General features: G+C 68.6%; 16 protein-coding genes. 4 read left to right on the forward strand and 12 right to left on the reverse strand.

The window, feature by feature from the left end:
- The first annotated feature begins 4 nt into the window (after window positions 1-4).
- From CAL29_RS21905 to CAL29_RS21920, 4 genes are all read left to right on the forward strand, one after another.
- Window positions 5-376: a COG4315 family predicted lipoprotein gene (locus CAL29_RS21905; protein WP_094855104.1), complete on the forward strand. Its 372-nt coding sequence runs from the start codon at window positions 5-7 to the stop codon at window positions 374-376.
- Entirely contained in the window at window positions 373-903 is a 531-nt protein-coding gene (locus CAL29_RS21910) for a sigma-70 family RNA polymerase sigma factor (RefSeq protein WP_256977665.1), read from the forward strand. Before CAL29_RS21905 ends, CAL29_RS21910 begins: the two co-directional genes overlap by 4 nt.
- Entirely contained in the window at window positions 900-1730 is an 831-nt protein-coding gene (locus CAL29_RS21915) for an anti-sigma factor family protein (RefSeq protein WP_256977666.1), read from the forward strand. Before CAL29_RS21910 ends, CAL29_RS21915 begins: the two co-directional genes overlap by 4 nt.
- 151 nt (window positions 1731-1881) lie before the next feature.
- The gene (locus tag CAL29_RS21920) at window positions 1882-2331 is read left to right on the forward strand and encodes a GNAT family N-acetyltransferase (RefSeq protein WP_094855107.1); all 450 of its coding nucleotides are present in this window, start codon (window positions 1882-1884) and stop codon (window positions 2329-2331) included.
- A 61-nt stretch (window positions 2332-2392) separates the two neighbouring features.
- Here the strand turns inward: CAL29_RS21920 and CAL29_RS21925 are convergent, their stop codons facing one another.
- The 12 genes from CAL29_RS21925 to CAL29_RS21980 all read right to left on the reverse strand — a co-directional run bounded on the left by CAL29_RS21925 (window position 2393) and on the right by CAL29_RS21980 (window position 19456).
- Window positions 2393-3322, reverse strand: a complete 930-nt coding sequence (locus CAL29_RS21925) for a DUF6708 domain-containing protein (protein WP_094855108.1) — start codon at window positions 3320-3322, stop codon at window positions 2393-2395.
- A gap of 24 nt (window positions 3323-3346) precedes the next feature.
- Entirely contained in the window at window positions 3347-5989 is a 2643-nt protein-coding gene (locus CAL29_RS21930) for a T6SS effector BTH_I2691 family protein (RefSeq protein ID WP_094855109.1), read from the reverse strand.
- Window positions 5986-6837, reverse strand: coding sequence for a hypothetical protein (locus tag CAL29_RS21935; RefSeq protein WP_094855110.1), 852 nt, complete (start codon window positions 6835-6837; stop codon window positions 5986-5988). The genes CAL29_RS21930 and CAL29_RS21935 overlap by 4 nt, the downstream gene beginning before the upstream one ends.
- 9 nt (window positions 6838-6846) lie before the next feature.
- Window positions 6847-9717 (reverse strand): type VI secretion system Vgr family protein, encoded by a 2871-nt coding sequence (locus CAL29_RS21940; protein ID WP_094855111.1) that lies wholly within the window; start codon window positions 9715-9717, stop codon window positions 6847-6849.
- Between the two features lie 37 nt (window positions 9718-9754).
- Window positions 9755-12499, reverse strand: coding sequence for a type VI secretion system ATPase TssH (gene tssH, locus CAL29_RS21945; RefSeq protein WP_094855112.1), 2745 nt, complete (start codon window positions 12497-12499; stop codon window positions 9755-9757).
- 49 nt (window positions 12500-12548) lie between these two features.
- Window positions 12549-13652 carry a type VI secretion system baseplate subunit TssG gene (gene tssG, locus CAL29_RS21950; protein ID WP_179284137.1) on the reverse strand — a complete coding sequence of 368 codons (1104 nt, stop codon included), beginning with the start codon at window positions 13650-13652 and terminating at the stop codon, window positions 12549-12551.
- Window positions 13616-15451, reverse strand: a complete 1836-nt coding sequence (gene tssF, locus CAL29_RS21955) for a type VI secretion system baseplate subunit TssF (protein WP_094855114.1) — start codon at window positions 15449-15451, stop codon at window positions 13616-13618. Before tssF ends, tssG begins: the two co-directional genes overlap by 37 nt.
- Before the next feature lie 35 nt (window positions 15452-15486).
- Window positions 15487-15972 (reverse strand): type VI secretion system baseplate subunit TssE, encoded by a 486-nt coding sequence (tssE, locus tag CAL29_RS21960; RefSeq protein WP_094855115.1) that lies wholly within the window; start codon window positions 15970-15972, stop codon window positions 15487-15489.
- A gap of 148 nt (window positions 15973-16120) precedes the next feature.
- Complete coding sequence (locus CAL29_RS21965; protein ID WP_094855116.1) at window positions 16121-16624, reverse strand: Hcp family type VI secretion system effector; 504 nt, start codon at window positions 16622-16624, stop codon at window positions 16121-16123.
- Between the two features lie 46 nt (window positions 16625-16670).
- Window positions 16671-18161: a type VI secretion system contractile sheath large subunit gene (tssC, locus tag CAL29_RS21970; RefSeq protein WP_094855117.1), complete on the reverse strand. Its 1491-nt coding sequence runs from the start codon at window positions 18159-18161 to the stop codon at window positions 16671-16673.
- On the reverse strand, window positions 18154-18693 hold the full coding sequence (tssB, locus tag CAL29_RS21975) for a type VI secretion system contractile sheath small subunit (RefSeq protein WP_094855118.1): 540 nt from the start codon (window positions 18691-18693) through the stop codon (window positions 18154-18156). The genes tssC and tssB overlap by 8 nt, the downstream gene beginning before the upstream one ends.
- Window positions 18694-18715: 22 nt before the next feature.
- Complete coding sequence (locus CAL29_RS21980; protein ID WP_094855119.1) at window positions 18716-19456, reverse strand: hypothetical protein; 741 nt, start codon at window positions 19454-19456, stop codon at window positions 18716-18718.
- Window positions 19457-19523: the final 67 nt, after the last annotated feature.

Raw genomic sequence — 19523 nt, forward strand, 5'->3', positions numbered from 1 at the left:
CACCATGGTTCGCACTTTCTCGTTCTCCGCCCTCGGCCTGGCCGCGATCCTCGCCGCCGGCTCCGCTTTCGCCGCGCCGCCCGCCAAGGTCAGCAATGGCGTGCTGGTCGGCGACAAGGGCATGACGCTGTACACCTTCGACAACGACCACGGCGGCAAGAGCGCCTGCAACGGCGGCTGCGCCACGAATTGGCCGCCCTTCGCCGCGCCCGCCGGCGCCAAGGCCGAAGGCGACTGGTCCGTGATCACGCGCGACGACGGCTCCAAGCAATGGGCAATCAAGGGCAAGCCGCTCTATTACTGGACCAAGGACAAGGCCCCCGGCGACAAGACCGGCGATGGCTTCAAGGACGTCTGGCACGCCGCCAAGCCGTGACCGACGGCGCGGCCAAGGATGTGGCGCAGGTCCTCGGCCACATCCCCGCCCTGCGCCGCTATGCCCGCCTGCTGGCGGGCGACGCGGCCGCCGCCGACGACCTGGTGCAGGACACGCTCGAACGCGCCTGCGCCAAGTGGTCGCTGTGGCGGCCCGGCACCGGCCTGCGCGCGTGGTTGATGACCCTGATGCACAACATCTATCTCAACCGCGTGCGCGACTGGCGTCACGACGACGGCCACGCGGCCCTCGACGAGGGCCCCGAGCCCTCCCATGAACCCCTGGCGCACGCGCCGGAAATGCTGGACCTGGGCCGGGCGCTGGATCGCCTGGCGCCCGCCCTGCGGTCCACCCTGCTGCTGGTCACGGTGGAGGAATACACCTACGCCGAGGCCGCCGAAATACTGCAAGTCCCGGTCGGCACCGTCATGTCGCGCCTGCATCGCGCGCGCGAGGCGCTGCGCCTGTCGATGGAAGCGCCGGCCGGCGCGCAAAGCCCCCACCCCCTGCACCTGGTGAAGCGATGATGGAAAAGGACGCAGCGGTCAGCGACGACGACCTGCACGCCTTCGTCGATGGACAACTGGACGCCGAGCGCGCGCCCGCGGTGCTGCGCCACCTGCAGGCGCATCCCGAGGCCGCGGTGCGCGCCGCGGCATGGCAAGCCCAGCGCCTGCAACTGCGGCGGCTGCATCGCGACGCGGAGCCCGGGCCCACGCCCGCGGCGCTGGCGTCCGTGGTGCGCCGGCACGCGCGCCGCGAACGCTGGCGCCCGTGGGCCCAGGCCGTCGCCGCCGTGCTGCTGGTCGCCGCCGGCGCGGCCGGCGCCCGCTGGTGGCCGGCCGTCGACCCCGCAACGGCGACGGCAACGGCGACCGTCGCCTCCGGCAACGCAAGCGCGCCGCAATTCGTGCGCGACGCCGCCACCGCCTATGCGGTGTTCGCCCCCGAGGTGCGCCACGCGGTGGAAGTGCCGGCGCAGGAAGAAGCCCATCTGGTGCAATGGCTCAGCCGCCGCCTGGGACGCCCGCTGACGGCCCCCGTCCTGCAATCGCAGGGCTACCGCCTGCTGGGCGGACGGCTGCTGGCCGGCGGCGGCGGCGACGACGCGACGGCGCCCCGCGCGCAATTCATGTACGAGGACGCGCGCGGCCGCCGGGTAACCCTGTACGTGGCGGTCTTCCCGCCGGGGTCCCGGCCGCGCGAGACCGCCTTCCGCTCGCTGCGCAATGGCGACGCGGAGTCCTTCTACTGGATCGAGAACGGCTACGGCTATGCCCTCAGCGCGGCCCTGCCGCCCGCCGAGCTGCAAGCGCTGGCGGGCGTGATCTACGACCAGCTCTATCCGCATTGAGCGGGCCGGCGGCCGGCGGCCGGCGCGGAGCCACTTCGCGCGCGTCCCTGGAGCCAATGCGGAATGCGCCGCAACAAGCCTCCCCGCCATGGATGCGATTGGTTAAGATGCCCGCTCGCCCTTACACCCGGACATCGAGTCGAGGTTCAGCATGACCGTCACCACCCGTCCCATCGCCGCCGCCGACCGCGCGCGCTGGCAGGAATTGTTCGATGCCTATACGCGCTTCTACGAGCGCGAACCCGACGCGGCGGTGAGCAATCACGCCTGGGCCCGCATCATGGACCCGGCCTCGCCCGTGCATGCCATCGTCGCGGAATGCAGCGAGCACGGCGTCATCGGCATCGCCAACTACATCCTGCACGACAACACCTGGACCCTGACGCCGGTGTGCTACCTGCAGGACCTCTTCGTCGATCCCAAGATACGCGCGCAGGGCGTGGGGCAGCAGTTGATCGACTGGCTGGTGGCGAAGATGAAGTCGGAAAACTGGTCCCGCCTCTACTGGAACACCAAGGAAAACAACTACCGCGCGCGCGGCCTGTACGACAAGTACACGCCCCACAGCGGTTTCCTGCGCTATGTGGTGAACAACGGCTGAGCGCGGCATAGCAAAGCGGCGCGCACGCCCAACGCCGCGGCGCAGGGCCGCTGCCCGCAAGCTACCGCAGATCGGGCGGATTGATGCGGGCGTCGCGCACGTAGGGATCGCCGTCCGCCACCGTCAGCGTGGCCGCCACTTCCGGCGGCCATTGCGGAATGCGGCTGGTGCGCATCACCAGCATGCGCGCCCAGGACTGCAAGGTGTTGAAGGGCCACATGACCAGCCACATGGCGCCCGGCATCGCCACGTGGTTGGCGAATATCCGCTCGCGGCCGGCGGCGGCCGGCTCGCGCTGTCCGTCCACCGGCATGCAGAACCTCACCGCGTCGATCACCGCGGCGGGCCCTTCCTCCATGTACCGGCGCAGGAATTCCCAGTGGGCGAGGACGACCTCCTCCCGGTCGATCACGATGCTGAAGGCGAAGGTCTCGCGCACCGTCTTCCGGTCGGCGTGCAGCACCAGGCCCCGCAGGTCCCAATTCAGCGCGCCGAAGATGCCCTTGCCGCGCCCCAGCGTGAAGAAGACCTCGTCCCATGGCACGCTGAGCACGGTGCCGTCCAGGCGAAACACGTGCACCATGCGGCGTTTCCTGTCCAGCGCGATGGGATAGTAGGTCCAGCGAAACAGCTCCTTGCCCGCCATCGACAATCCGAGCAGGGCGAGCACCAGCAGCACCGCGCAGCCCGTGAAAATGACCGGCCACAAGCCGTTCTCGTTGGGCACCTGCCCCGACGCCACGATCCACAGGAAATCGGCGCTCCAATACAGGCAGATGCCCGCGATCGCCAGGCCCAGCAAGGCCAGGAATCCGCGCGTGCCGTACCAGCGATCCACCGACTGCAGGTAGGTCGAATTCAGCTTGACCACCGCCAGTTCGGACCTCGGCGCCACGTCCAGCCGCTGCTTCTGCCGCAGTTGTTTCTCGCGCTCCCACTGCGTCAACGGACGATTGTTGGGAAACTTGGGATAGATGCCGGTGTTGTCCATCGATTGCCGCGAACCCTCCTTCGGTCAGTTGCTGCCCAGGGCGGTGTTCAGGTTGGCCATCTCCATCTGGAGGGTGTAGTAGTAATCCGTGCCGCTACGGCCTTGGAACTTGCCCCAGTAGCAGCGCTTGAGCCATTCCTGGATCTTGTTGTCCTGGAAGATCGCGAGCAATATCGTGACCAGCACCAGCGCCACCGTCAAGACGATGCCCACGACGGTGGCCGCCGCCGCGAAGGCCCACAGCACGGCGATGCTCAAGGCCGCCGACGCGACGTACAAGCCCCCCATCAGGCCGTTGCGCTCGGTCGTGAACTGGTCCTTGGCGCTCTTCAAGTCGAAGAAAGCCATGATAAGCCCGGTAACGATGCCGACGCGGCCGCCGAACTCGGCCAGCAGCTTGCCCGACGTTTCCACCGCCAGGCCGGAGCCCAGCCGCATGCCCAGGGCGGACCGGCCCGCCATGGCGTTGCCCAGCACCTCCGCCATGGAGCCGCCGGTGCTGGCGATGCCCACGACGAATTTCCACGAGGCGTCGCCCTTCTCGTGGTCCATGCCGGCCTGCATGTCCTTCCACAACTTCCACATGGCGACGCCCTGGAACACGCAACTGACCGTGCCGATGCGCACGTCCGTGTTGATCACCGTGCGCCAGCGCGACAATTCGCGCGCCTCATACTGCTCTATGCTCATGGAGGCCTGGGCCAGCGCGGCGGCGCGGTCCACGTCGCTGCCGGTCTTGGGCACCGCGGCCGCGGCCTGGCTGTCGACCACGCGGAACCAGCGCTTCTTGTCGCTGCCGTCCACGTTCTCCCCGGCGACTTCCAGGCGCCGCAGCTCATCGGCGACCGCCTGCTCCATCTTGCGCTGGTCGACCTTCCCGCCATGCTGGCGCAGCGTTTCGCGGATGAGCGCGGCGCGGAATTTCTTCTTGCTGCCGACCACTTCGACGATCTGCACCGGCGATTTGGAGATCACGCCCATGCGCACCGCCATGCGGCGCGCGAGCGGGTTGTCGACGCCTTCCTTGAGTATGCGCGAGATCGGCGCCAGCACCTGGGACACCAGGCGCGCGGTCCGGTCGTCGGCGCCCGCGCCGAGCCGCTTGAGCGCGTTCGAATAGATGGAGGTCAGGTTGCCCCAGGGCATGCCCTTCCAGTCGACCGTGTTCTGCGAGGCGTCCTGCACCTGCTTGGCGATCAGGTCCTGGTTATGGAACATGGCGCGCAGCAACAGGTTGGAGGTCTCGGTTTCCCAGCCGACCAGCCAGTCCAGCAGCAGCTCGAAGCAGATCTTCTTGTTCTGCACGCCGTCTATGCACAGCGTGAAGACGGTCAGGTAGACCTCGCCGCTGTCCACGTCCGCCGTGTCGTAGTTGCACTGGAAATTGCAGACCATCTCCGGGCTCTTCATCCACGCCACGTGCGCGGTCGCCAGCGGCACGATGGTGGCGATGTCGAAGTCCTTCAGCTTCTTGTCGAAGGCCTGCTGCCAGTTCTGCCGGCCCGTCTCGTTGTAGTCGTCCAGGTACTTCTTCCAGCTATCGCCGCGCGCCGTCTGCCGGGCCTGATCGCTGGGGTGGCGCGCCGCCTCGGCGCGCGCCATGCGCTGCTTCTTCATCTCGGGGTTGACCTTGTCGGCCAGCATCAAGCCCAACGAGGTGTTGCCCATGCCGCCCGGTCCCATGAACACCGGCGCGTCGTCGCCATAGGCGGCGATGTTGGCGGCCTTGCGATCGGCCTCGTTCAGCATGTCGGTCTCCGCCTTGTCGGCGACGATCTCGCGCAAGGACTCAATGGACTTCGAGACCGTCAGCGGGCGGATGTCCTCCGGATCGTTGGTGAAGGCGTCGAAGCTCTGCCGCATCAGGCGCGCGATGTCCTGCGCGATGCCGGTGGGGTCGGGCAGCGCCAGCATCACGCCCTTGCCGGGCGAGAACCAGTTGGACGCCTTTTCCACCATCTCGTACATCCAGGACTGCCGGCTCATCCAGTTCACCGTGGTCCAGTCGAACTGGCTTTCCAGGCCGGGGAAGTCGAGATCGCCGCGCGACTGCGCGAAATACTCCGCCACCAGGTCCTTGGTGTTGGTCATGGCATGCGCCTGCGGATGCTTCTTGGCCCCCAGCCACGCCTGCACGTCGAACTCGACCATGTGCTTGCGGCGCTCCGCCGCGCCGCCCGCGCCCCGGTGCTTGTCGCACACGTCCTTGGTCCACTGCACGTCCGACAGCGTCAGCCAGACCTTGGTGGCTTTTTTGGCGTCGGGGATGGTGATCATCGACGCCATGCCCTGGTGCTCCATCGAGTGGCAGGGGAAATTGTTCTCGCCGTCCTTCAACGGCTTGTCCGGATTGAAGCGGTACAGCGTGTTGTCGCCGTTGACGAAATAGCCGTCCAGCTTCTCGCGCGCCTCGTCGTAGACGTAGAGATAGCCCGGCCGCAGCAGGCGCAGGCCATAGCGGGCCGCCGACCCCAGTTGCCTTTCCTTTTCGGCGAGTGCCGGGTGCGCCAGGTCGCCGCCGAGCGGCGGCGGCGAATGGGCGTTGTTGCGCAGCACCGCGTAGCGCACCGGGAAAATCGGCAGGCCGACGCGATGGTAGGGACAGTCCTCGCCGCACTTGACGTACGGCCCACGGTCTTTGGTGACATCGGTAGCAGGAGCATTCATACGAGAGTCCGGGTGGGATCGTTCAGTTCGTCGCGTATTCGGTCGTAGTCTTCGGGCCCCAGGTCGGCCGTCGCGACTTGATAGGGAAAGTCGGCATCCGGGGGCAGCGCGGCGAGCCGCGCGCGCAACAGGGGGTGGCTGTCGAAGCGGGGATGCACCGTCATGCCGTGCCAGGCATATTCCTCCTGGTCCCGCAGGCGTTGCAGGCCATGGTCGCGGGCCCTTTCCAGGTGCCGCGCGATCTCCTGCCCCTTGTCGCGCCAGGCCGCCGGCGTGGCCGGCGACAGGCGTTCGAGCAGGGTATTGACCACGTTCAGGCGCTGCAGGACGAAGGCCTGGCGCTGCGTAATGCCGGGCGACTCGGCGGCGATGGCTTCAGGCCGCCGCGTTTCCTCCCAGGCGCCGGCGAGGCCGTACTTCCAGCGGCGCGCGGGCCCCATCAGCCACGCCATCTGGGCGGGGGTGAACAACCACTGCAACTGGACCAGCACCCGCGGATCGAAATAGCGGAAGAAGCAGGGCCCCACGCCCGGCAGGGGCAGGACCAGCCGCGTCGTCAGCGCCTGGGCCAGGGCGTCCCGGGTCACCCCTTCGTCGACGTCGAGCAGGAGGGACAGCCAGAGGTCCTCGCCCTCGGCCTCCTGCGCGAGCGCCAAGGCCAGCGCGGCTTCGCGCGCCAGCGGGGTGGCGGCGGCGATGTCGTACAGATGCGGCATCACGCCGGCGCTGCGCGCCAGTTGGGCGGGCACCAGCGCCTGGCGGGCCATGCGGGGCGGGCCCTCGCGCGCCAGCGCGCCATCGGCGATGGCGTAGGCATAGTCGCGCAGGTCGGCGTAGACGAGCGACATCGCGCCCGCCTAGATCGGCACCACGGCGCCGCCTTGCTGGGCCGCGCCGCGCACGCGGGCGTCGCACAAGGGGCCGCCGCCGAAGCCGGCGCTGGCCTGGGCCGATTGCGGCCCCTGCCAGGAATGCGAACCGGCGTGGAAAGTCACCTTGCCGGGCGCGTGCAACTGGATCTGGCCGTTCTCCAGGCGCAGGTAGGCGCCGCCGGCCGTCGCCAGGATACGGGTGCTGCCGTCGATTTGCACGGTGGCATGGGTGGAGCTGATGGTGACCGTGTCCCGCGCGTTGAGCGTGGCGCCGTCCTGCTGGGCCTGCATGCTGAACTTGCCGGCCGCCGCGTGCAGCAGCAGGCCTTTCTGGCTGGCGGGACGGCTGCCGGCCTGGTCGCCCTTGCCGTCGGTGTACAGCAGGACGCCGCCGGCGGCGTCGGCGACCACGTCGCCCACCGCGCTCCAGTTGACGTCGGGCGCGACGTGGACCAGCGTGGCGCCGGCGGCCAGGAAGGCGCTCGCGGGCGTGTACTGGCCGATGCCGGCCGGCGCGCTGAATTGGAAGTGGGGCTCTCCGTAGGCGGTGGCGGTATCGCCGCTGGCGGCGCCGCCGGCATCGGTGCCGCTGCCCGTCGCGCCGCTGCCCGCGCTGGCGCTGGCCGATGCAGCGCCACCCGCGCCTCCCTGCGCGCTACTACTGCCACTGCTGCCACCGCTGACCGCGCGGGGCCGGGTCTGCGTCTGGCGCAGCACTTCGCCGACGTGCGCCAGGCCTTTCAGCGCCGGCAGGTCGGCGGGGTCGCCCTCCTCGCCCAGCTTCGCCTGCCGCGCCACGGCCGAACTGGCCAGGCTGCGCGCCTGCTCCGACGCCAGGTCCAACTGGACGGCCGCTTCGCTGCTGTCCAGCGCCGCGCCGCCGGCATTCGGCCGCGCATCGGCGCTGACCAGCAGGCCCTGGCCGCCGCGCACCGCCAGCGAGGCCTTGCTCGCCAGCTCGGCGCCATGGCCCAGGTCGTCCAGGCGTTCGTTGTCGTTCTGCTGCTTGAGCCGGCCCAGGTTCAGGCGGCTGTCCTGCTGCGTGGTCGACGCGGTCAGGCGCGACTGGCCCGGCGTATCGTCCATCACCAGTTGGTTGTAGCCGCCCGAGCCGCCGGCGCTGGCCGACATCTCCTGCGACTTGAAGCCGGACATCACCACGTTGTGCGCATGCGCGCCATCGCTGCCGGCGAACCACGCCGGCGCGTTGCCGGTGCTGCGCGCGGCGCCGGACTGCACCTGGTTGTACGCGGCGTTCTCGCCGCCGGCGCCGTTGTACACGGCGCCCACCACCACGGGACGGTCGATATCGCCATGCAGGAATTGCACCAGCACCTCCTGGCCAACGCGCGGAACGAAGTGCCCGCCCCAATCGCCGCCGGCCACCGGCTCGGCCACGCGCACCCAGGCGCCCAGATCGCTCCTGGCCGGCGCATTGTCGGCGCCGGCCGGATGCGCCAGGCGGCTGCTCGACGTGCTGCCGCGCTGCCAGTGGAACTGGACGCGGATGCGATGGTCGCGGTCGGTGTGGACGGGATCGTCGGCGCCGACGACCAACGCGGTCTGCGTGCCGAGGATGGTCGGGCGCGGATGGATGCGCTGGCCATGGCCGTCCAGGGTGGCGTTGCGGTACTCCACCGTCGCCGGAATCGCGGTGACGCGGTTCTGGTAGAAATCGGCCTGCGCGTCGGCGGCCCCGCCGGCCGCCTTCTCCACGCCCGGCTTGCCGGCCGTCTCCTCGAACGCCCGGCCGAGGCTGGCCTGCAGGTTGTTGCGCGCCGCATGGTCCACCCGCAGCACCAGAAAGTCGTTGCCGCCGGACGCGTCGCCGCCGGCGAAGTGGTCCGTCAAGGTGAAACGCTGCCCGGCCGCCAGCGTGCGCACCGTGCCCGCCCCTTCGTAGGTGGCGGCCGGCACGCGCAGCGCGGCCAGCAGGTTGTGCGCCAGCCGGTCGCCCTGGGCGTCGTCCTCGAAGGCATACTGCCCCGGGTAGTCCGCGTCCAGCAGCGCCATTTTGTTGTCCAGGCCCTCGCCGGGCGCCTGCGCCGACGCCACGCGGCCGCCGGCGCCGCGGTAGTCCCAACTGGCCAGGCGCACGCCGTTGGTCAGCCAGCGGCGCGCGCGGCCCCAGCGCTGCATGGTGTCCTCGGTCTCGGTCGCGTCGGCGCGATGGAAGCGCACGCGCTCCTGCGGACCGGCCTTGAACGCGTCGTTGTCGTCGGCGATCACCACCGTATGGCTGCCCGGGTTGTCGCCCTCGCCGGCCTGGTGCTCGATCCAGTAGTACAGGCCCTCCTCGGCCAGCAGGCGCTCGACGAAATCGAAATCCGATTCGCGGTACTGGATGGTCAGGCTGCGCTTGGCGTAGACCGCACGGTCCTTCAGCGCCCAGCGCCAGGCGGGCGCCAGCGTGCCCTGGTCGCGGTAATCGTTGAAGATGCTTTCGACGATGTCGCAGACGTCCATGTCCTGGAACACGTAGCTGTCGCGGCGCTGGCGCAGGAAGGCCAGCCAGGGCTCCAGGCGCAGGCGGTAGCGCGCCAGTCCGCCGTTGGCGCCGTCGAAGCTGGCCTGCGTGACGTGGCCATGCCAGACGCGCGGGGCGTCCCGTCCCAGCGCGCTCTGCAAGGACAACTGCGCCGGCTGGCCCAGCAAATCCTTCAGGGGAATGTGCGCGTCGTCGGACAGCGCCGTGATCTCCAGCCGGTAGCCGCCGTCGCCGATACGATCGCTGCCGCGCATTTCCTGGGCCAGCAGGCGGTTCGCGCCCAGGGGCGTGGACAGGTCGAGCAGGCGGTTGCCCTGCTCGAAGGCGGCGGTCAACAAGCGGGTGAGGTCTGCGGTGTCGCTGGACATGATGGTCGATCTCCCGGGCGCGATGCTGGCGCGTCCCTCAGTTCACCTGAAACTGGAATTCGCCGTCCTCGCCCGCGCTGGCGCGGATGCGGCCGATGGCGGCGCCTTCGGCCATGCGGGACAGCACCTGCCCGGCGATTTCCGGCAACAGGGCGCCGTTCAGTATGTGGTCGACGTTGCGCGCGCCGGTGTCGACCTCGGTGCAGCGCGCCAGCACGGCCTCCACCAGGGCGTCGTCCCACTCGAACACGGCGCGATGGTTGGCCAGCACGCGCGCGGCGATGCGTTGCAGCTTGAGCGTGATGATGCACGCCAGCGCGTCGTCGTCCACCGGGTAGTAGGCCACCGTCTTCATGCGGCCGAGGAAGGCCGGCTTGAAGGCCTTGTACAACTGGGGCAGCAGCGCTTCGTGTAGGGCATCGGGCGCCGGCCGTTCCTCCACTGCCTTGTTCAGGCAGGCCTGCATGATGGTGGAGGAGCCCACGTTGGAGGTCAGGATGATCAGGGTATTGCGGAAGTCGATCTCGCGCCCCTCGGCATCGTCCATGAAACCCTTGTCGAACACCTGGAAGAACAGCTCCAGCACGTCGGGATGGGCTTTCTCGATTTCATCCAGCAGCACCACGCTGTACGGCTGCCGCCGCACCGCCTCGGTCAGCACCCCGCCCTCGCCATAGCCCACGTAGCCCGGTGGCGATCCCTTCAGGCCGGACACGCTGTGTGCCTCCTGGTACTCGCTCATGTTGATGGTGATGAGCTTGCGCTCGCCGCCGTAGAGAATGTCGGCCACCGCCAGCGCGGTCTCGGTCTTGCCCACGCCGGACGGGCCGACGAAGAGAAACACCCCCTTGGGCTTGTCGGGGTCCTCCAGCCCGGCGCGCGAGGTGCGCACGCGCTGGGCGATGGCCTCCAGCGCGTGATCCTGGCCGATCACCCGTTCGGCCAGCAGCCCCTGGAGGTCCAGCACGGTGCGCACTTCATCGTTGACCATGCGGCCCAGCGGAATGCCGGTCCAGGCGGCGACGATCTCGGCCACCACCTGGGCATCGACGCACACGGGCACCAGCGGCGATTCGCCTTGCAGGGCGCGCAGCTTTTCCTGCAAGGCGGCCAGCTCCAGCCGGCGCGGGTCCGGCTCCGCCTTCCCGGACTGGCGGCGCGCGCTGGGCACGGCGCCCGGCAGGCTGCCCGCCGGATCTTCCTTCAAGCCATCGGGATCGGGCCCGCCTTCCTGGCCGCCCGCCCGCATGCTTTCCTGCTCCAGCCCCTGGCGCAGCAACTGGATCTCGCGCACCAGCTCGCGTTCCTGTTCCAGCCGCTGCCCGGCCTGCTCCAGCACGGCGCGGGCCTCGGCGATCTCCGTCTCCAGTTCGCCGAGACGCGCCTCGTGGCCGTCCACGGCGGCGGCGTCGCGCGTGAGCGCGCCCTGCTCGGTTTCCAGGCGAACCAGGCGTTGGCGCGTATCGTCGATCAGCGCCGGCGTGGTGCTATGGCCCAGCGCCACGCGGGCGCAGGCGGTGTCCAGCACGCTCACCGCCTTGTCCGGCAACTGGCGGCCGCTGATGTAGCGGTGCGACAGCCGCACCGCGGCGGTGATGGCCTCGTCCAGCACGCGCACGGAAAAATGCTTTTCCATCAGCGCCGCGATGCCGCGCAGCATGCTGGCGGCCAGCGCCTCGTCGGGCTCCTCCACCTTGACCACCTGGAAACGCCGCGCCAGCGCGGCGTCCTTCTCGAAGTACTTCTTGTATTCGCTCCAGGTCGTGGCGGCGATGGTGCGCAGCTCGCCGCGCGCCAGCGCGGGCTTCAGCAGATTGGCGGCGTCGTTCTGCCCCGCCTGGCCGCCCGCGCCTATCATCGTGTGCGCTTCGTCGATGAACAGGATGATGGGCGAGGGGCTGCGCTTGACCTCGTCGATGACGTTCTTGAGCCGGTTCTCGAACTCGCCCTTGACGCTGGCGCCCGCCTGGAGCAAGCCCATGTCCAGCACCCGCAGGGTGACGTTGGCCAGGGACGGCGGCACGTCGCCCGCGACGATGCGCAGGGCCAGCCCCTCGACCACGGCGGTCTTGCCGACGCCGGCCTCGCCGGTGAGGATGGGGTTGTTCTGCCGGCGCCGCGTCAGGATGTCTATCATCTGGCGGATTTCGCCGTCCCGGCCGATCACCGGGTCGATATGGCCTTCGCGCGCGCGTTCGGTCAGGTTGGTGGTGTACTGGTCCAGCGCCGGCGTCGGCGACAGCGCCGCCGCGCCCTGGCCTTGCGCGGCCGGCGCCGCGCCGTCGCCGAACCCCACCGACTGCGCGGCCTCGTTGGAGCCGGCGGTGATGCCGGCGAAGTCGTGCTTCAGCGCGTCCAGCCGCACCTGCTCGAAGCGGGTGGATCCGCGGCGCGCAAGTTGCGCCAGGTCCGGCTCGGTCAGCAGCGCCAGCAACAGGTGGCCGGAACGGATGCGCGTGGTCTGCGTGTCCAGCGAGGCGATCAGCCAGGCATGCTCGAACAGGCTGGTCAGGTGCGGCGAGAACACCGGCGTCCGGCTGTTGCCGTCCTTGAAATTGCGCAGCTCCGCGTTGAGATCCGCTTCGACGGCCAGGGGATCGATATCGCTGTGGCGCAGGACCACCCCGACGTCGCACGCGGGTTGCTCCAGCAGCGCCAGGAAAAGATGCTCCAGGTCCACCTCGTAATGGCCGCGCGACATGCACAGGTTGGCGGCGCGCTCGGCCGCCTGGCGGCAGGTGTCGTTCAGTTTCGCGATCAGCGTCTTCAGGGGTATGGCCATATGCTAGGCGCCGGCGTGCCGGCGCTTCCCGGGAAGTTGGAAGGTCGTTTCAGTGGATGGTGTGCAATTCATAACTGGCGTCGTCCCGGTCCTCGGTGGCGGGTTCGCTGCACAGGAAGGTGTTCCAGCCCAGGCGCGCGCCGCCGCCCCCGGCCTCGTCGCCGCCCAGCGCGCTGCCGCTCACCGCCTCCTTGACGATGATCAGGCGCACTTCGTATTCGAAGCTGACGCCGGCCAGCATGGTCAGCATCTTTTCCAGCGCGCGGGCCCGCTCGCCGCCCGGCAGGAAATCCGCGAACACCTCGCCGGACAAGGGACCGATCCAGATGCGCATGCGCAGGTCGCGCTGCCAGATGCGGTCGCCGGCGAAGGCGGACACGCCCAGGACCGCGCCCGGGCTGCCCAGCGAGGTGCGCCGCTCCGGCGGCACCGTGTACCACTTGCCGACGAACTGCTCGACCCGCAGCGGCTGGCGGAAATAATCGCAAAGCACCTGCTGCAGATAGGCGCCGGATACCGGACGCTGGCGCATCGCCGCGGCATAGTGCGCCATGCTCTCGTCGTAGACCGCGCCGCCGCCGGCGCGCAGCCGGTCGCGCAAGGCCGGATGGCCGAGGCCGCCCAGGGCCAGCAGCAAGGGCAGGTAGTGATGGTCGCGGTCGGACTCGTGACGCAGCGGCAGGCGGTATTTCTTCCACGCGCCGTAGAACAGCGCCGCGGCGCGATTGGCGAAGATGTCGAAGAAGGCGCGCGCGCCGCGGTCGCGGCTGAGGCTTTCGCGCAGCGCCAGGGTCTCCGAGTAGTGCAGCGGCAAGGCGCCCTGCCCGCCGAGCAGGCCGAAGAAGGCCGGCGTCAGCGCCACGCGCGCCACGTCGCCGTTGGCCACCGCGGTCTTGATCGCCTGCGCGTCCGCCAGCGGATTGCCCTCGCGGTCATAGGCCTGGGCGTCGGCGATCTCGCTGGCCGGAAAGCCCAGCGAGGGGGAGTTCAGGAACTGCATGCGCGCCGCCACCACGTCGCGCACGCGGCCATCCTGGCGACGCGCGAACCAGCGCTCCAGCAGGCGCACCGCCTGGAAGAACTTGTAGCGCTGGGGCTCGGCCAGCAGCGATTCGATTACGCCAGTATCGCGTCGCCGTTGCATGGGGGGCACCGTAGAAGTTCATCGGAGTTCCGGCGCGACAGCACCACCAATTGCACGAAGCTGTTGGCGTGCACGTACAGGCCGAAAAAGCGGTTCATCACCGCCACGAAGGCGTGCAGGCTGGTGCCGACGAAGTTGTCCTCGTTCAGCGTCAGACGGATCTCGATGCCGCGCACGAAGGTGGCGAAGGGCTCGCCCGCCATCCAGTGGGTGGCGGGACGGTAGTCCAGGCCGACCAGGCCCTCGATCTGGCGCGCCGCCACCGCGGAATGCGAAAGATCGTACAGGCGCAGCGTTTCCTTCAACGCCGGCAGCCCGCTTTGCACCAGCGACAGATGGTTCAGCGCCAGGTGCGAGATCAGCCGCCAATGGGCCGCGTGGCCCTGCGGAAAGCGGTGGGTGTGGGTCGGGCGGCGCAGCAGGCGGATGGCGCGCGCCACCGTGCCGCCCTCCAGGAACAGGTCGCCGCCCGGCTGGCCCGCCGCCAGTTGCGCCGGCAGGTCGCGGTTGGTGCAGGTCAGGTCTATGCTCAGCGTCTCGACCTGCGGCACGGAGGGATCGAAGTCGATGTCGACCAGCGAGATCTCGGTCTCGTACCCCGGGCTGCGCTGCGCCACCAGCTCGTCGCGGCGCGCCGTCCAGTAATGGCCGGCGCCGTCCGGCGTGTCGCCGTGCTGCAGGGAATAGAAGGGGCGGAACTCCACCACCGATTCGCCCTGCGCGCTCTGGCGCACCTGGCGCACGCGCTCGATGGCGTAGATGTCGTAGCCGTAGGCGCGCCGCGCGTCGGCCACCACCGGATAGGAAGCCGACTGATGCGTGACGCGGATGGGATCGGCGCGCTGCTTGAACAGGTTGACCACCGGCGTGCAGCCCAGCCGCAGGTTGTCCGTGCCCACGCTTTCCAGCAGCCGCGCGGTGTTGGAATCGGCGCGCACCCCGCGCACCGCCAGGTGCAGCGTAAACGCCCGCGCCGTCCCCACGGCGGCGCGCAAGGCCGCCAGGTCGATATCGAAGAAGTTGAATTTCTCCGCGAAGACGAAGTGCTCCGCCAGCAGCCGGTAGGCGGGATGCGAACGGGCCGGGTAGTCGATGAGCGCTTCGTCGTCGGCCAGGCCGACCTCGCCGATCGGGATGCCGGACACCGGCTCCCAGCGGCCCGGACGCGATTCCACGTAGGCGGCGGCCGTGCGCAGGAACAGGCAGTCGCGCAAGGCGGCGACGAAAGACGGCTCGCCGTGCAGGTAGACGCGCAGCTTGCCCGCCGGCAAGGTCGCGAAGTTCATGCTCTCGCCCAGGCACTCCAGGCGTATCGACAGGCGCCCCGTCATGCCGGCCGGCAGGTTGCTCACCGGCGCGTTGGCGCTGCTGACGTAGCTGACCTCGCCGATGGCCAGGGGCAGCAGGGTCACGTCGTAGACCGTGCGGAAGCGGCAGGCCACGCCGCGCACCGGATGCGACTTCAATTCGGTGCCGCGCGCGATGCGCGCCGGCGCGCTGAGCTGCGCGGCCACCTGGCCGACGTCGAAATAGGCCACCGAGCAGGAGGGAAAGGGCCGCAGGTAATGGGGATAGAGGACCTCGAACAAGGCCTCGGTGAATTCGGGGTAATCGTCGTCCAGCTTCTTGTTGATGCGCGCGCCCAGCAAGGCGAAGGACTCGATCATGCGCTCGACGTGCGGGTCCTCGCTGTTCTCGGCGGACAGCCCCAGCCGCGACGCGATCTTCGGATAGCGCTGGGCGAAATCGCGCGACGAGCTGCGCAGAAAATTCAGCTCGCGTTCGTAATACGGCAACAAGTCTTCCATGCTTCCCCTCCCCGGGCTGCGCGCGCTCGTCCGCCTCAGGCGGCGACCGCGGTCTTGGCCCAGCCCTTGCTGACCGAATACTGCAGCGTGGACGGCTGCAACGTGGCGTCGAACGTCACCGGTTCGTGCGCCGGCCCCACTTCGAGCATGGCGTTGATGGCGAAATACAGCACCGACGTGGCGCGGCCGTCAACTAGCAGCATGACGCGCACCTGCGTCAGGCGCGGCTCATGGCGCGCGATGGCCTGCTCCAGGGAGCGGCAGATCAGCTCGCGGTCATAGTGGCTGGCCAGGCTCAGGCCGGAAAAGTCCGCCAGCCCGTACGTCAGCACCGAGCGCTGGCATTCCGGCAGGCGCTTGAGCGCTTCCTCCGAAAACACCATGCGGGTGTTCAGCAGGGCCTCGATGTCGCGCGCCACCGTTTCCTTCATCTCCTCCACCGACAGGCGGCGCAGGGCGTGAGGCGACTCGCCGTCGACACCGAAGAGCTTGTCGAACAGACTGGGCTCGAATCCCTTCATGCGGCTCCAAGGAAAAGCCCCGCGCCGCGCGGCTCGCGCCGCTTGCCGTCCCAAGCGGGCTTTTTGCCTTGGGACGGTCCGGCGTCAAGAAAATCAAAAAGACTGCAGCCCCCGGGGCCGCAGTCTCCCTCTCTACCGTCGCCGAGGATCAGGCCGAGTAGGTCTTGTCGTTCTTGGTCAGGCTCCAGGCGCCTTGCGAATTGCCGCCCTGGTTGCCGCCGATCTTCTGCTGGGTGTACTTCCACTGCACGGCGGCGTACTTCAGCGAGAGGGTTTCGGTGGGCACGCCTTCGCCGACGATCTGCGGCGCGACGCGGGCGATGATGACGTACTTCATCTTGATTTCCAGGTACTTGACCCGGTTGCCTTCGCCGTCGGCGCGCATGAAGTCGACGGTGACTTCATCGAAGGTGGTGCCGCCCGAGGCGTGCTGGTACAGCAGCGGGCTGACCACGTCCAGGTCCTTGCCGAAAACCATTTCGCCGTGGTCGCAGCGCTCGGCGGTGTGGCCACCCGAGGTCGACGCGGTGGCGGAACGCGGCTGGATGATTTCGTGGTGCCAGGAGCTGGCTTCGATCCAGCCGGCATGATCCTTGTCCTGCGACTCGCCCTTCAGGGCGGGATTGCCGAATTTGATGTAGATGTCCTTCATCGCTTTCCTCTAAGTGTGAACGGGCATGGACGGACGATGTCCAAGCTCAGGATTTCTGCGCTTGCGACGGCAGCTCGGCCACCAGCCGCAGAGAAATGGACAACTCGTCCAGTTGGAAATGCGGCCGCAGGAACGCCACGGCACGGAATACACCCGGGCGGCCGGGAACCTCGGCGACCTGGATGGATGCCTCGCGCAGCGGAAACTGCGCTTTCTGTTCCTGGGTGGCGTTGTCGTCGAGCAAGACGTACTGCGACACCCAGCGATTCAGAAAACTCTCGACCGATTGCGGCGACGCGAAGCTGCCGATCTTGTCGCGCATCATGGCCTTCAGGTAGTGCGCCACGCGCGACACCGAGAAGATGTATTGGAGTTGCGCGGACAGCACCGCGTTGGCGTTGGCGCTATCGGTGTTGTACTTCTTCGGCTTCTGCACCGACTGCGCGCCGAAGAAGGCGGCGTAGTCCGAATTCTTGCAGTGCACCAACGGAATCAGGCCCAGGTCGCTCAGTTCCTTTTCGCGGCGGTCGGTGATGGCGATCTCGGTGGGGCACTTCAGCGCCACCTCGCCGTCGTCGGTCTTGAAGGTATGGGTGGGCAGGTTTTCCACCAGGCCCCCGCCTTCCACCCCGCGGATGGCGGCGCACCAGCCGAAGTCCGAGAAGGCCGAGGTCAGGCGCGCGCCGAAGGCCCAGACGGCGTTGCACCACAGGTACTTCGCATGGTCGGTGCCGTCGACGTCCTCGACGAAATTGAAGCCTTCCACCGACGTCCCTTCCTTGGGATCGTAGGGCAGGCGGCCGAGAAAGCGCGGCATGGTCAGGCCGACGTAGCGCGAGTCCTCGGAATCGCGGAAGCTGCGCCACTTGGTGTATTCGACGGTGTCGAACACCTTGGCCAGGTCGCGCGGCTTGCCCAGGTCGGCGAAGCTGTCCAGGCCCAGCAACTCGGGCGAGGCCGAGGCGATGAAGGGCGCATGGGCGGCCGCGGCCACGTGCGACATCTGCTCGATGAAGTACATGTCCTCGGGCTGGCGCGTCATCTCGAAGTTGCCCAGCAGCGCGCCGAACGGTGAACCGCCGAAGGTGCCGAATTCCTCTTCGTACACCTTCTTGAACATCAGGCTCTGGTCGAAATCGATGGCCGTCTGGAAGTCGCGCACCAGGTCGCGCTTGGTGACGTTGAGCACCTTGATCTTGAGCATGGTGCCGGTCTGGCTTTCGGAGCACAGGTAGTGCAGGCCGCGCCAGGTGCTTTCCAGCTTCTGGAATTCCGGGGCGTGCATCACCTGGCTGAGCTGGGCCGAGATCAGGCGATCCAGTTCGGCGACGCGCGCGTCCAGCATGGCGGACAGGTTGTCGGACACCACGACGGTGCCCTTCATCACTTCCCGGGCCAGTTCGCCGATCAGGTCCTTGGCGCGGTCGTGCTCGGCCGAGGACTTGGCGACGCGGCTTTGCTCGACGATCTGGTCGAGCAGGCCGGTGTCCTCGCTCGCGCGGGGCGCGGCGGCGGATTGGGCGGCGGCATTACTCATGCTTGTCTCCCTTGTCGCTGTCCGCGGCGCCCTTGCCCGCGGCCTCGTTCGTCAGTTGCGCCAGCTTCTCGGTGTTGGTCAGCACCTCGCCCAGCAGGTCCTCCAGCTTGTCGTTGCCGGCCAGCTTGTTGCGCAGGTCGGCCAGCTTGGTGCGGATCTCCAGCAACTTCTGCAACGGTTCGACCTGCTGCACCACGGCTTCCGGGCGGAAGTCCTCGATGGAGCGGAACTTCAGGTCGACGCCGAAGGTGCCGCCCTCTTCCGTCAGCTCGTTCTTGACGCGGTAGGCGGCGCGCGGCTCCAGGCCGCGCATGACGTCGTCGAAATTGTCGACGTCGACGTTGACGAACTTGCGGTCCTTCAGGCGCGGCAGCTCGGCTTCGGACTGGGCGCTGAAATCGCCGACGACGCCGACCACGAAGGGCAGTTCCTTTTTCTCGATGGCGTCGCCTTTCTCGACGTCATAGGTCAACTGGACGCGGGGCGGACGCACTTTCTGCAACCGCTTCTGCATGCTTTCTTTCTTGGCCATGGTCGCGGCTCCGTGGAAGGGTTTACTTCAGCAGATTGCCGAAGGGGTTGGGGGCGGGCGCGGCGGCGCCGGTCGAGGGCACGGACGGCGTGGCCGGCACCGCGGGCTTGGCGGGCGCGGCCGCCTTGGCGGCATCGATGGCGGCGTCGGCGGCCTGGCTGGCGGTGGACGAAGCCGGCGCGGCCGACGTGGCCGGCGCGGCGGTGGCGCCCGCCGCGGGCGCCGGCGTCGCCCCGTCCGCGGGCTTGGGCGGCGGACGGCGCACGGGGCCGGTGGCGCGCCGGGGCTTCTGGCCCTCGGGGAACAGGACGTCCTGGCCCAGGGTGTCGCGCAGCGATTGCGCCAGGGCCACCGCGTCGTTGCGCGCGTTGCCCGCCAGCAGCGAATCGGCGCGCAGGTCCGACAGCGACTGCAGGGCCACGCGCAGGCCGCCCACGGCGCGCACGGACTTGGCGATGAAATCGGTGGGATCGCGGTTCAGCGCCTCGTCGGCGGCCACGATGGCCTCGCCGTACTTGTGCTCGTCGAAACGGATCTTGGCGATATAGGACCAGGGCTGGCCGCGCGTCGGATTGCGCTGCGCGATGGACTCGAACTGGGCGACCGCCGCGTCCGAACCCTGCGATTCGAAGGTCTTCTCCGCTTCGGAAATCGACTGCTTGAAATCCGCATCGGATTGCGGTTCCAGAGGCTTCGGTGTCGTTGCGCAACCCGCGAGAACTGCGACGAGTCCCGCGATCAAGGCCAGGCGGCGGATTTGCATAGGAGATGAGTAAGAAAAATCGGGTTGACGACAACTGTTACGAGGACGCGTATTTCACCAATGCCGT

The sequence above is a fragment of the Bordetella genomosp. 10 genome (genome assembly GCF_002261225.1).
Taxonomy (GTDB): Bacteria; Pseudomonadota; Gammaproteobacteria; order Burkholderiales; family Burkholderiaceae_B; genus Bordetella_C.